The 12,061-nt window shown below is 70.9% G+C and carries 13 protein-coding genes; 10 read left to right on the top strand and 3 right to left on the bottom strand.

Annotation, left to right across the window (positions count from 1 at the left end; all coding sequences use genetic code 11):
* The first annotated feature begins 11 nt into the window (after positions 1–11).
* Positions 12–1,127, top strand: coding sequence for an allantoicase (gene alc / locus QQM39_RS06450; RefSeq protein WP_301995663.1), 1,116 nt, complete (start codon positions 12–14; stop codon positions 1,125–1,127).
* 363 nt (positions 1,128–1,490) lie between these two features.
* Here the strand turns inward: alc and QQM39_RS06445 are convergent, their stop codons facing one another.
* Positions 1,491–2,237: a 3-oxoacyl-ACP reductase family protein gene (locus QQM39_RS06445; protein WP_301995662.1), complete on the bottom strand. Its 747-nt coding sequence runs from the start codon at positions 2,235–2,237 to the stop codon at positions 1,491–1,493.
* 99 nt (positions 2,238–2,336) lie between these two features.
* Here QQM39_RS06445 and QQM39_RS06440 point away from each other — a divergent pair, with 99 nt between their 5' ends.
* The 3 genes from QQM39_RS06440 to QQM39_RS06430 all read left to right on the top strand — a co-directional run bounded on the left by QQM39_RS06440 (position 2,337) and on the right by QQM39_RS06430 (position 4,409).
* Complete coding sequence (locus QQM39_RS06440; protein ID WP_301995661.1) at positions 2,337–3,152, top strand: AIM24 family protein; 816 nt, start codon at positions 2,337–2,339, stop codon at positions 3,150–3,152.
* An 89-nt stretch (positions 3,153–3,241) separates the two neighbouring features.
* A complete protein-coding gene (locus QQM39_RS06435) occupies positions 3,242–3,868 on the top strand; it encodes a dihydrofolate reductase family protein (RefSeq protein ID WP_301995660.1) in 627 nt (208 codons plus the stop codon).
* A gap of 154 nt (positions 3,869–4,022) precedes the next feature.
* Positions 4,023–4,409, top strand: a complete 387-nt coding sequence (locus QQM39_RS06430) for a ribonuclease domain-containing protein (protein ID WP_301995659.1) — start codon at positions 4,023–4,025, stop codon at positions 4,407–4,409.
* A gap of 60 nt (positions 4,410–4,469) precedes the next feature.
* Here the strand turns inward: QQM39_RS06430 and QQM39_RS06425 are convergent, their stop codons facing one another.
* Positions 4,470–4,670, bottom strand: coding sequence for a hypothetical protein (locus QQM39_RS06425; RefSeq protein ID WP_301995658.1), 201 nt, complete (start codon positions 4,668–4,670; stop codon positions 4,470–4,472).
* A 179-nt stretch (positions 4,671–4,849) separates the two neighbouring features.
* Here QQM39_RS06425 and QQM39_RS06420 point away from each other — a divergent pair, with 179 nt between their 5' ends.
* The 3 genes from QQM39_RS06420 (at position 4,850) to QQM39_RS06410 (ending at position 8,153) form a co-directional block, all read left to right on the top strand.
* Positions 4,850–6,094 carry a sensor histidine kinase gene (locus QQM39_RS06420; protein WP_301995657.1) on the top strand — a complete coding sequence of 415 codons (1,245 nt, stop codon included), beginning with the start codon at positions 4,850–4,852 and terminating at the stop codon, positions 6,092–6,094.
* Positions 6,095–6,231: 137 nt separating this feature from the next.
* A complete protein-coding gene (locus QQM39_RS06415) occupies positions 6,232–6,912 on the top strand; it encodes a response regulator transcription factor (protein WP_301995656.1) in 681 nt (226 codons plus the stop codon).
* A 56-nt stretch (positions 6,913–6,968) separates the two neighbouring features.
* Positions 6,969–8,153: a cytochrome P450 gene (locus QQM39_RS06410; RefSeq protein WP_301995655.1), complete on the top strand. Its 1,185-nt coding sequence runs from the start codon at positions 6,969–6,971 to the stop codon at positions 8,151–8,153.
* Positions 8,154–8,226: 73 nt separating this feature from the next.
* Here the strand turns inward: QQM39_RS06410 and QQM39_RS06405 are convergent, their stop codons facing one another.
* Positions 8,227–9,249 carry a Gfo/Idh/MocA family oxidoreductase gene (locus QQM39_RS06405; protein WP_301995654.1) on the bottom strand — a complete coding sequence of 341 codons (1,023 nt, stop codon included), beginning with the start codon at positions 9,247–9,249 and terminating at the stop codon, positions 8,227–8,229.
* Between the two features lie 129 nt (positions 9,250–9,378).
* Between QQM39_RS06405 and QQM39_RS06400 the strand changes: the two genes are divergently transcribed.
* The 3 genes from QQM39_RS06400 (at position 9,379) to QQM39_RS06390 (ending at position 12,029) form a co-directional block, all read left to right on the top strand.
* On the top strand, positions 9,379–10,116 hold the full coding sequence (locus QQM39_RS06400; RefSeq protein ID WP_302003498.1) for a GntR family transcriptional regulator: 738 nt from the start codon (positions 9,379–9,381) through the stop codon (positions 10,114–10,116).
* 180 nt (positions 10,117–10,296) lie between these two features.
* Positions 10,297–11,451: an ROK family glucokinase gene (locus QQM39_RS06395; RefSeq protein WP_301995653.1), complete on the top strand. Its 1,155-nt coding sequence runs from the start codon at positions 10,297–10,299 to the stop codon at positions 11,449–11,451.
* A complete protein-coding gene (locus tag QQM39_RS06390; protein WP_301995652.1) occupies positions 11,448–12,029 on the top strand; it encodes a sugar kinase in 582 nt (193 codons plus the stop codon). Before QQM39_RS06395 ends, QQM39_RS06390 begins: the two co-directional genes overlap by 4 nt.
* Positions 12,030–12,061 lie beyond the last annotated feature (32 nt).

Here is a 12,061-nt window from a genome sequence, read left to right as displayed (position 1 = left end):
AGGCACACCTCGTGACGGCGATACCCAGCTTCACCGGCGACGCGAACCCCTACGGAGGCGGCGACCCGTACGCGGACTACCGCACCGCCGACTTCCCCTTCACCCAGTACGCCAACCTCGCCGACCGTCGGCTCGGCGCCGGTGTCGTCGCCGCCAACGACGAGTTCTTCGCCCAGCGCGAGAACCTGCTGGTGCCCGAGCGGGCCGAGTTCGACCCCGAGAACTTCGGGCACAAGGGCAAGATCATGGACGGCTGGGAGACGAGGCGTCGCCGCGGCGCGTCCGCCGACCACCCGTGGCCGACGGCCGAGGACCACGACTGGGCGCTGGTGCGCCTGGGCGCGCCCGGCGTCATCCGCGGCATCGTCGTCGACACGGCCCACTTCCGCGGCAACTACCCGCAGGCGGTGTCCATCGAGGGCACGTCGGTGCCGGGCTCTCCGTCGCCCGAGGAACTGCTGGCGGACGACGTGAAGTGGACCCCGCTGGTGCCGAGCACCCCGGTGGGCGGACACGCGGCGAATGGTTTCTCCATCGCCGTCGAACAGCGCTTCACCCACCTGCGGGTCAACCAGCATCCCGACGGCGGCATCGCCCGCCTGCGCGTGTACGGCGAGGTGGCACCGGACCCGGCGTGGCTGGAGGCGCTGAGCACCTTCGACGTGGTCGCCCTGGAGAACGGCGGCCAGGTCGAGGACGCCTCCAACCTCTTCTACTCACCCGCGACGAACACCATCCAGCCCGGCCGCTCCCGCAAGATGGACGACGGCTGGGAGACGCGCCGACGCCGCGACCAGGGCAACGACTGGATCCGCTACCGACTGGTGGCGCAGTCCCAGATCCGGGCGATCGAGATCGACACGGCGTACCTGAAGGGCAACAGCGCCGGCTGGGCGTCGGTGTCGGTCAAGGACGGCGAGGACGGTGAGTGGACCGAGATCCTCCCGCGCACCCGCCTCCAGCCCGACACCAACCACCGCTTCGTCCTGCCGACCCCCGCCGTCGGCACCCACGCGCGCGTGGACATCTTCCCGGACGGCGGCATCTCCCGACTGCGACTGCACGGCTCGCTGACGGAGCAGGGGGTGACAGGGCTGGCGGCCCGGCATCAGGAACTGGGCGGCTGAGCAGGCGACACCTGCAGACAGCACCCTCGAAACGCCGGCCGGGGAACTCCAGCCCGTCCGGTGTTCGCCCCCCGGCGGGGGGAGCTCCGCCTCTGGTCGCCGGCCCGCGTTATTCAGCCCGTAGGGGGCTTGACCTCTTGACGCCGGTCCGGGCATTTCGGCTTGCCCGGCGTTTGAGGACGGGGTCGCGCCGTCCCTAGCCCCCACCCACCCGTAGGGGGCCTGACCTGTCAACGCCGGCCGGCATCATTCAGCCCGTCCGGCGTTTGAGGACGAGGCCCCTTCAGGGCCGAAGCGGGGGTCTGGGGGCGGCAGCCCCCAGGGACGGGACGGGTAGGGGCGGCGGGGGCGAAAACCCCCGCATCACGCCGCGTGGCCCCCGTCCACCGCGAACTCCGCCCCCGTGACGTAGTCCGCCCCCGCCAGATACGCCACCATCCCCGCCACTTCGTCGGCCGTCCCGAACCGCCCCAGGGCGGTCATCGCCGCCTGGTCGGGCGCATACGGACCACCCGCCGGGTTCATGTCCGTGTCGATGGGACCGGGATGGACGATGTTCGCGGTGATGCCGCGCGCCCCCAACTCTCGCGCCAGGGCTTTCGTCAGGCCGACGAGGGCCGACTTGCTGGTCGCGTAGAGCGTTCCGCCCGGGCCCGGCACCCGCTGGGCCATGCAGGTGCCGATCGTGATGATCCGACCCCCTGCCGTCATGCGGGCGGCCGCTGCCTGGGAGGCCAGGAAGACGCCCCGGACATTCACGGCGAGAACCCGGTCCACGTCCGCGAGCGACAGTCCCTCCAGGGGGCCCAGGACGCCCACGCCCGCGTTGTTCACCAGCACGTCCAGACCCCCGAGTGTCTCCGCCGTACGCCGCACCGCGCCCTCCGCCTCGTCCGCGTCACCGGCGTCCGCCCGCAGGGCCACCGCTCGCCGCCCCAGCGACTGGACGGCCCGTACGACCTCCTCGGCCGCCTCCTTGCCGCTGACGTAGGTCACGGCGACGTCCGCGCCCTCCCGCGCGAGCCGCAGTGCCGTCGCCGCGCCGATGCCGCGGCTGCCGCCGGTGACCAGTGCGATCTTGCCGTGCAGGGTTCCGTAAGTCATTGTCATGGGTCCATCCCACCGCTGTGCGCACCCGAGCGCTGGCGGCGAACGGACGTCGAAACCGGCGAGCGGAACTCTTTGCTCCGGTTCCCTCGTTCCCTCCACGTGACTCTTCAGCAAGAAATCGTCGGCAACGCCATGCAGATGGCGGTCGTCACCCTGCAGCCCGGTCAGACCGTGTACTGCGAGGCGGGCAAGTTCCTCTTCAAGACCACGAACGTGACCATGGAGACCCGCCTGACAGGCCCGTCCAACGGCGGCGACGAGCCCCAGGCGGGCGGCAGCGGTGGCATGGGCGGCATGCTGCGCCAGGCCATGGGCACCGCCATGCAGGTCGGCCAGCGCGTCCTCGCGGGCGAGTCGATCGCGTTCCAGTACGTCACGTCCCAGGGCGCAGAGGGCACCGTCGGCTTCGCGGGCGTACTGCCGGGCGAGATGCGCGCCCTGGAGCTCGACGGCACGCGCGCGTGGTTCGCCGAGAAGGACGCCTTCGTCGCCGCCGAGTCCACCGTCGACTTCGGCATCGCGTTCCAGGGCGGCAGGACCGGCATGAAGGGCGGCGAGGGCTTCGTCCTGGAGAAGTTCACCGGGCGCGGCACGGTGATCATCGCCGGCGCGGGCAACTTCATCGACCTCGACCCGGCCGACTTCGGCGGCCGCATCGAGGTCGACACCGGATGCGTCGTCGCCTTCGAGGAGGGCATCCAGTACGGCGTCCAGCGCGTCGGCGGCCTCAACCGCCAGGACCTGATGAACGCCGTCTTCGGCGGCGAGGGCCTGTCCCTGGCCACCCTGGAGGGCAACGGCCGCGTCATCCTGCAGTCCCTCACCATCGAGAGCCTGGCCAACGCCCTGAAGAAGGCCCAGGGCGGAGACAAGCAGGGCCCGACGGGCGGCCTGTTCTCGACCCACGCGGGCTGAGGCGGCACCCGGCGGAGCGATGAGTTGCGAGTGCCCGTGGGGTCTGAGGTGATGACAGCAGGTCCCACCCCGGAAAAGAGGCACTCCTCATGGGCAAGCTCGTTTCCACCCTCTTCGTCACGCTCGACGGCGTCTACCAGGCGCCCGGCGGCCCGCAGGAGGACACCCGCGGCGGCTTCGAGCACGGCGGCTGGAGCTTTCCGTACGCCGACGACGACTTCGGCCAGTTCATCAACGAGGTCTTCGCGCGCCCGGGGGCCTTCCTCCTCGGGCGCCGTACGTACGACATCTTCGCGTCGTTCTGGCCGAAGGTGACCGATCCCCTCGACCCCGTCGCCTCCAGGCTCAACGCACTGCCGAAGTACGTCGCCTCCTCGACACTGACGGACCCCGAGTGGGCCGGCACCACCGTGATCAGCGGCGATCTCGGCAAGGAGGTCACCGCCCTCAAGGAGCGCACCGACGGCGAGCTCCAGGTGCACGGCAGCGGCGCCCTCGTCAGGTCGTTGCTGTCCCTCGGCCTCGTCGACACCCTCCACCTGCTGACCTTCCCGGTCGTGCTCGGCGCGGGCCACCGTCTGTTCGCCGAGGGCGCCGTGCCCACCGCGTTCAGGCACACCGCCGGCCGCACCACGAGCAAGGGCGTCGCCATCCACTCGTACGACCGTGCGGGCCGCCCCGAATACGGCTCGTTCGAGCTCCCCGAGAACGCGTGACGACCCGTCCGCGGCGTTCTCGCACGGCCACCTATGGAGATCGCGTGAGAACGCCGGGGCGCACGTTAACTTCCCGAAAACTCATCGGACTTGCCGGGAAAATCTCCACTGTTGTCATTGACATGCCACTGTCTACGCGCGTCATCATGAAGGCATGAGATTCCCCCCACGAATCACTCGCATCGGCGCCGCAGCCGCCGTCCTGTCCGCCCTCCTCGTCGGCGGCACCGTCACCGCCACTCCGGCGGCCGCCGCGGTCGGCAGCATCTGCTACAGCGATCTGCCTGCGCAGGCGTACGACACGCTCGAACTGATCGAGCAGGGCGGTCCCTTCCCCTACTCGCAGGACGGCACCGTCTTCCAGAACCGGGAAGGCATCCTGCCCAGCCAGTCGACCGGGTACTACCACGAGTACACGGTCATCACCCCTGGCTCGTCCACGCGCGGAGCTCGCCGGATCGTCACCGGTGAGGAGAACCAGGAGGACTACTACACGGCCGACCACTACGCGTCGTTCGACCTGATCAACTACGGCTGCTGAGCCCGCGGATCACGGTCGGCGCCGAGGAACGGCGCGACCGGCCGGGAGTCCGGTCCGCGCTCAACCGGACTTCCGGCTCTCGGCGGCGGCGAACAGCGCGAACGCCAGCACGAGCAGTGCGACGCTCGCGTAGATCTCGAAGCCGTCGAGGAAGCCGGCCCGCTGTACGAGTCCCCAGTGCCAGTCGGTGAACTCGTGCACCAGGCCCGCGACGCCCTGCACCAGGGCGATGAATCCGAGGAACTCCAGCAACTGCTTCATGCCATGACTCTCGCCCCGCGGACCCCCCACGCCAATCGGCCGCGGGGCGAGCCATGCACCACGGAAGTCCACCTTCCGCCGCGGCCCGCCGCGACCAAGGTCTGCGATGTCGCGACTTTGGTCGTCGATCGGACCCGAGGGGCCGCACCGGGGCCCGGTACTGCGTAGATTTGTCGACCGTGAGTGGTGACAAGCCGGAGTCGGTACCGCAGGTCTTCGAAGGGCGGCGCTGGCTGCTGCCCTCGGCCCTGATCAAAGAGTTCGAGCTCGACCCCGAGCGCTCCGGACGGCCCCGGCGCACCGCGCGCGACTGGGTGGTCGACTTCTCCTGCTTCCTTTTGGCCGTGATCATCGGTCTGCTGACCGCGGAGACGGTGGCCGACGAGCACCTCCCGGTCGGCCTCGCCGCCGTCGACCAGCTCCTCGGCGCGCTCGCCTGTGCCGCGGTGTGGCTGCGGCGCCGCTGGCCGGTCGGGCTCGCGATCGCGATGGTCCCGGTCTGCTTCGTGTCGAGCACCGCGGGTGGCGCGGGCGTGGTGGCCTTCTTCACGCTCGCCGTGCACCGGCCCTTCCGGTACGTGGCCTGGGTGGGCGGGGTCTCCGTGGCGCTGCTCCCGCTGTTCTTCTGGCTCCGCCCCGACCCCGATGTGCCCTACGGCTGGGCGATCTTCCTCGGCGTGCTGCTGACCGGCGGGGTGGTCGGCTGGGGCATGTTCGTACGGTCCAAACGGCAGCTCATGCTGAGCCTGCGCGACCGCGCCCGGCGCGCCGAGACGGAGGCACAGCTGCGTGCCGAACAGGCCCAGCGGCTCGCCCGCGAATCCATCGCCCGGGAGATGCACGACGTCCTCGCCCACCGCCTGACGCTGCTCAGCGTGCACGCGGGCGCCCTGGAGTTCCGGCCCGACGCGCCCCGGGAGGAGATCGCGCGGGCGGCGGGCGTCATCCGGGAGAGCGCCCACGAGGCCCTCCAGGACCTACGGGAGATCATCGGCGTGCTGCGGGCGGGCGAGCCGGACGACGCCGGCCGCCCGCAGCCGACCCTCGCGGCGCTGGAGGCGCTGGTCGCCGAGTCCCGGGAGGCCGGCATGAAGGTCACCCTCGACCAGTGCGTCACCGACCCCGCAGCCGTGCCCGCCTCCGTGGGCCGCACCGCCTACCGCATCGCCCAGGAGGGCCTGACCAACGCCCGCAAGCACGCCCCCGGCACGGAGGTCACGGTGGCGGTGGCCGGCGCACCGGGCGAGGGCCTGTCGGTAGCGGTACGCAACCCCGCGCCCGAGGGTGAGGTTCCCCATGTCCCCGGCTCCGGACAGGGCCTGATCGGGCTGACGGAACGGGCCACGCTGACGGGCGGCCGCCTGGAGCACGGGCCGGTGGCGGACGGCGGGTTCGAGGTGCGGGCCTGGCTGCCGTGGGGGTGAATGGGGCTACGGGGGTGACGCCGGCCCCCACGCGCGCGTGCGGCGCCCCTCACGTCACGGAGTGAGCCCGCGTGTCCGAGGAGCGCTCCTCGCCGTACCGCACGTGCACGCCGTACAACCGTGATTACGTAAGGCACATGACTGCGATCAGACTGCTCCTCGTCGACGACGACCCCTTGGTCAGAGCCGGCCTGTCCTTCATGATGGGCGGCGCCGACGACATCGAGATCGTCGGTGAGGCGGCCGACGGCGCAGAGGTCGAGACATTGGTCGACCGGACCCGGCCGGACGTGGTCCTGATGGACATCCGGATGCCGTCGGTCGACGGCCTCACCGCCACGGAGCGGCTGCGCGGCAGGGCGGACGCCCCGCAGGTGGTGGTGCTGACCACCTTCCACGCCGACGAACAGGTGCTGCGCGCCCTGCGCGCGGGCGCCGCCGGGTTCGTCCTCAAGGACACGCCGCCCGCGCAGATCGTCGACGCGGTGCGCCGGGTCGCGGCCGGTGACCCGGTCCTGTCGCCCACCGTGACACGCCAGTTGATGGACCACGCGGCGGGCACCGCGGCCGACACGCGCCGCACGCGCGCGCGTGAGCGGCTCACCACCCTCAACGACCGCGAACGCGAGGTCGCCGTCGCGGTGGGCCGGGGCCTGTCCAACGCCGACATCGCCGCGGAGCTCTTCATGAGCGTCGCCACCGTCAAGACCCACGTCTCCCGCGTCCTGGCCAAGCTCGACCTCAACAACCGGGTGCAGATCGCCCTGTTGGCGTACGACGCGGGACTTCTGGAGGAAGTGGAGGAAGACGGGCACTAGAGGGGGGTCCCGCGCGTTCTCGGTGTGGTGGGAGGGGGAGTCTTGGGGGGAGTCTCATGACAGAAGTGATCGACCTGGGGGAGTACGGCGACGGGTTCCGCACCGACCCCCACCCCGTATACGCGCGGCTGCGAGAGCGCGGCCCGGTGCACCGGGTGCGGTTGCAGGTGCCGGACGCTCACCATGTGACCTGGCTCGTCGTCGGGTACGAGGAGGCGCGCGCGGCACTCGCCGACCCGCGGCTGGCCAAGGACGGCAGCAAGATCGGGGTGACGTTCCTGGACGAGCAGCTGATCGGAAAGTACCTGCTGGTCGCCGACCCGCCCCAGCACACCCGCCTGCGCGGACTCATCACGCGCGCGTTCACGATGCGCCGCGTCGAGGAACTCCGGCCGAGAATCCAGCAGATCACCGACGAACTGCTCGACGTGATGCTGCCACACGGCCGGGCCGACCTCGTCGAGTCGCTCGCCTACCCGCTGCCGATCACCGTGATCTGCGAGCTGCTCGGCGTCCCCGAGATGGACCGTACGGAGTTCCGCAAGCTGTCCACGGAGGCCGTCGCGCCGACGAGTGAGAAGAGCGAGTACGACGCCTTAGTGCGCCTCGCCGAGTACCTCATCGAGCTCATCGACGACAAGCGGCGTGCCGGGCCGAGCGCCGACCTGCTGGGCGACCTGATCCGCACCACCGCCGAGGACGGCGACCGGCTCTCCCCCCAGGAACTGCGGGGCATGGCCTTCGTCCTGCTGATCGCCGGCCACGAGACGACGGTCAACCTCATCACCAACGCCGTCCACGCCCTGCTCACCTACCCGGACCAACTGGCCGCCCTGCGCGCCGACATGACGCTCCTGGACGCCGCGATCGAGGAGGCGCTGCGCTACGAGGGCCCGGTGGAGAACGCGACGTTCCGATTCGCCGCCGAGCCCCTGGAGATCGCCGGAGTACCCATCGCACAGGGCGAGTCGGTGATGGTCGGCCTGACCGCCGCCGACCGTGACGCGGCCCGCTTCCGCGCCCCGGACCGCTTCGACATCCACCGCGACGCCCGCGGCCACCTCGCCTTCGGCCACGGCATCCACTACTGCCTGGGCGCACCTCTGGCCCGCCTGGAGGCCCGCACGGCGATACGGTCCCTGCTGGAGCGAGCGCCGGACCTGGCCCTGGACGGGGCGCCGGGGGAGTGGCTGCCGGGGGTGTTGATGCGTGGGGTGCGGAGTCTGCCGGTGCGTTGGTAGCGGCAGGGGCGCCGTTGGTAGCGGGAAGGCCGCGGAGGCCTGTGGAGGGCGGCCCCCGCGCCGGGGCCGGCCGTCACAGAGCCGCAGCCTGAGCCCCGCCCGCGATCTCCGCGAGCGCGACCGGTCGTCTCTCACTCCGCGACAGCTCGCACGCCTCCGCGATCCGCAATGCCTGCAAGGCCTCCCGCCCGTCGCAGGGATTGGCCCGCTCCCCGCGCACCACCTCCACGAACGCGTTCAGCTCCGCCTCGTAGGCCGGTCCGAACCGCTCCAGGAACCCCGACCAGGGCTTGTCCGCCGCGGGCGGCCCGGTCGGCTCCGTGGACGCGATCGGCGTACGGTCGTCCAGACCCACCACGATCTGGTCCGACTCCCCGGCCAGCTCCATGCGTACGTCGTACCCGGCGCCGTTCAGCCGCGTCGCCGTGGCCGTGGCGAGTGTGCCGTCGTCCAGGGTCAGCACCACCGCGGCCGTGTCCACGTCGCCCGCTTCGCGGAACATCGCGGGCCCGGCGTCCGACCCGGCCGCGTACACGTCGACGACCTCGCGCCCGGTCACCCAGCGCAACACGTCGAAGTCATGGATCAGCGTGTCCCGGTACAGCCCGCCGGACAGCGGCAGCCACTCGACCGGCGGCGGCTTCTGGTCGCTGCTGAGCGCCCGCACGGTGTGCAACCGCCCGAGCCGCCCGGACCGCACCGCCTCGCGCGCGCCCACGTACCCCGGGTCGAAGCGGCGCTGGAAACCCATCTGCAGAATCGTCCCGGCCGTCTCCACCTCCCCGATCGCTTGCAGCGTGCCCGGCAGATCGAGCGCTATGGGCTTCTCGCAGAACACCGGAAGCCCCGCCCGTGCTGCCCGACCGATCAGTTCGGCGTGGGCCGACGTCGCCGTGGTGATCACCACCGCGTCCACGCCCCACCTGAAGATCTCGTCCACTCCGGGCGCCGCCGTCTCGCCCAGGCGCCGCGCCAGTTCCTGGGCCCGCGCGCCGTCCGCGTCCGTGAGGATCAGGGAGCCGACCTCGCGATGGCGGCTCAGCGTGTTGGCGTGAATCGTGCCGATGCGGCCCGTACCGATGACCCCGATGCGCATGGAAACAAAGTGGGGGTTCAGTGCGTACGCTGTCAATGAATATGTCAGGACAATCGAACTACACTACTTCCCGTCAACAACGCGTAGAGCTACGCTCGGCCCGTGCCGAAACCAGAAGTGGATCCGACCGTGGAACTCGAGCTCAGTGTGGACCGGAGCAGTCCGGTGCCCTTGTACTTCCAGCTTTCCCAGCAGCTCGAAGCCGCGATCGAGCACGGAGCGCTCACGCCCGGCAGCCTGCTGGGCAACGAGATCGAACTCGCCGCACGCCTCGGCCTGTCCCGGCCGACCGTCCGCCAGGCCATCCAGTCGCTGGTCGACAAGGGTCTGCTGGTGCGCCGCCGAGGCGTCGGGACGCAGGTCGTGCACAGCCAGGTCAAGCGCCCGCTGGAGCTCAGCAGCCTCTACGACGACCTGGAGTCGGCCGGCCAGCGCCCGGCAACCAAGGTGCTCGTCAACACCGTCGTTCCGGCGTCCGCCGAGGTCGCGGCGGCGCTCGGGGTGGCCGAGGACAGTGACGTACACCGGGTCGAGCGGCTGCGCCTGGCGCACGGCGAGCCGATGGCGTACCTGTGCAACTTCCTGCCGCCCGCCCTGATCGACCTGGACACCCCGCAGCTGGAGGCCACCGGCCTGTACCGCCTGATGCGCGCCGCCGGCATCACCCTGCACAGTGCCCGCCAGACCATCGGCGCCCGCGCGGCCACCGCCGTCGAGGCCGAGCGACTGGCCGAGGAGGAGGGCGCCCCGCTGCTCACGATGCAGCGGGTGACGTTCGACGACACGGGCAGAGCGGTCGAGTACGGCACGCATACGTACCGACCGAGCCGCTACTCCTTCGAGTTCCAGCTGCTCGTACGGTCATGAGCGCACGGTTGGTTGCAATGTCCGGACAATGCGACCCGGTGACGTGAGGTGAGGTGCCCTCCAAGGGCGCGGGGAACTGCGTGACAGGCCACATACGGCCTGCACACCGCAAACTTCGTGAACCAGCCCATTGTTTCCCCGTACGGCACCCATACCGACGGTGAGGCAGAATCGGGCCTGATGAGCACCTACCGCGACCTCACAGCCGCCCCGATCGGCTCCCGCCGCGCGCCAGCGCTCCGCACGGTCGGTACCCGGGAACGCCGCTCGCACCTGTCGGCACCCCGGGTGCCGACCGTGGGCATCGACATCGGCGGCACCAAGGTGATGGCGGGCGTCGTGGACGCCGACGGCAACATCCTGGAGAAGCTCCGCACGGAGACCCCGGACAAGTCCAAGAGCCCCAAGGTTGTCGAGGACACGATCGTCGAGCTGGTCCTGGACCTGTCCGACCGTCACGATGTGCACGCCGTCGGCATCGGCGCGGCCGGCTGGGTCGACGCCGACCGCAACCGCGTCCTGTTCGCGCCCCACCTGTCCTGGCGCAACGAGCCGCTGCGCGACCGCATCGCGGGCCGCCTCGCCGTGCCCGTCCTGGTCGACAACGACGCCAACACGGCCGCCTGGGCCGAGTGGCGCTTCGGCGCCGGCCGCGGCGAGGACCACCTCGTCATGATCACGCTGGGTACCGGCATCGGCGGCGCGATCCTGGAGGACGGGCAGGTCAAGCGCGGCAAGTACGGCGTCGCCGGCGAGTTCGGCCATATGCAGGTCGTGCCCGGCGGCCACCGCTGCCCGTGCGGCAACCGCGGCTGCTGGGAGCAGTACAGCTCCGGCAACGCGCTGGTCAGGGAGGCGCGCGAGCTGGCCGCCGCCGACTCGCCGGTGGCGTACGGGATCATCGAGCACGTCAAGGGCAACATCAACGACATCACCGGCCCGATGATCACCGAGCTGGCCCGCGAGGGCGACGCCATGTGCATCGAGCTGCTGCAGGACATCGGGCAGTGGCTCGGCGTCGGCATCGCCAACCTCGCGGCCGCCCTGGACCCGTCCTGCTTCGTGATCGGCGGTGGCGTGTCGGCCGCCGACGACCTGCTGATCGGCCCCGCCCGGGACGCCTTCAAGCGCCACCTCACCGGCCGCGGCTACCGCCCCGAGGCCCGCGTCACGCGGGCCCAGCTCGGCCCCGAGGCCGGCATGGTCGGCGCCGCCGACCTGGCCCGCCTGGTCGCCCGCCGCTTCCGCCGCGCCAACCGGCGCCGGGTGGAGCGCTACGAGCGCTATGCGCGGTTCACCGAGGCCCGCCGGTCGTCGTCCCAGGATTCGGCGTGACCGTGACCGTACCCCGCCAGCCGGACTCTCCCGACGAGCCGCAGCAGCCGGCCGAGGACCGCCGCCACATGATCCGCCGCAGGGCGATCACCCTGCTCATCATCGTGCTGCTCATCGGTGTACCGGCCGGCTATCTCGTGATCTCCGCCAACCAGAGCCGCGACAGCGGCAAGGACAAGGAGGCGAAGTACTCGGCGACCGGCCTCACCGCGGGCTGGCCGTCGAGGGTGCAGCGCCGGCTGTACCAGATCCCGGTCCCCGACCCGTCGTACCAGGTCGCGTACTACGAGACGAACAACTGGAAGACCAGCCGTCTCTACGTCCAGTTCCAGACGGCCGACAAGAACATGGACTGGTTCCTGAAGACCATCGGCGTCAGCCGGAGCGACCTGAAGCCGGACGCCATCACCATCAGCGCCCGCGACCAGAAGATCACCGGCTGGGACTTCAAGCGCCCCGGACCGTGGTACGGCTTCGTCCACAAGCAGAAGAACCCGGCGCCCACCCAGGACGTCGTCGTGAACATGTCCGACCCGGCCAATCCGTTCGTGTACGTCGTCTCGCGCACAGTCCCTTGATCACCCCATGAGGTCTCCGGCCCGCGCCGGGT

The organism is Streptomyces sp. DT2A-34 (genome assembly GCF_030499515.1).
GTDB lineage: Bacteria > Actinomycetota > Actinomycetes > Streptomycetales > Streptomycetaceae > Streptomyces.
Note: the sequence above shows the minus strand (reverse complement) of the source record. Positions and strands in the feature narration are given on the sequence as shown.

Coding starts and splice junctions, on each gene's coding strand:
- QQM39_RS06445 (WP_301995662.1), bottom strand. CDS start 2,237: ATGACAATGACTTACGGAACCCTGCACGGCAAGATCGCACTGGTCACC.
- QQM39_RS06435 (WP_301995660.1), top strand. CDS start 3,242: ATGGGCAAGCTCGTTTCCACCCTCTTCGTCACGCTCGACGGCGTCTAC.
- QQM39_RS06430 (WP_301995659.1), top strand. CDS start 4,023: ATGAGATTCCCCCCACGAATCACTCGCATCGGCGCCGCAGCCGCCGTC.
- QQM39_RS06425 (WP_301995658.1), bottom strand. CDS start 4,670: ATGAAGCAGTTGCTGGAGTTCCTCGGATTCATCGCCCTGGTGCAGGGC.
- QQM39_RS06415 (WP_301995656.1), top strand. CDS start 6,232: ATGACTGCGATCAGACTGCTCCTCGTCGACGACGACCCCTTGGTCAGA.
- QQM39_RS06410 (WP_301995655.1), top strand. CDS start 6,969: ATGACAGAAGTGATCGACCTGGGGGAGTACGGCGACGGGTTCCGCACC.
- QQM39_RS06405 (WP_301995654.1), bottom strand. CDS start 9,249: ATGCGCATCGGGGTCATCGGTACGGGCCGCATCGGCACGATTCACGCC.
- QQM39_RS06395 (WP_301995653.1), top strand. CDS start 10,297: ATGAGCACCTACCGCGACCTCACAGCCGCCCCGATCGGCTCCCGCCGC.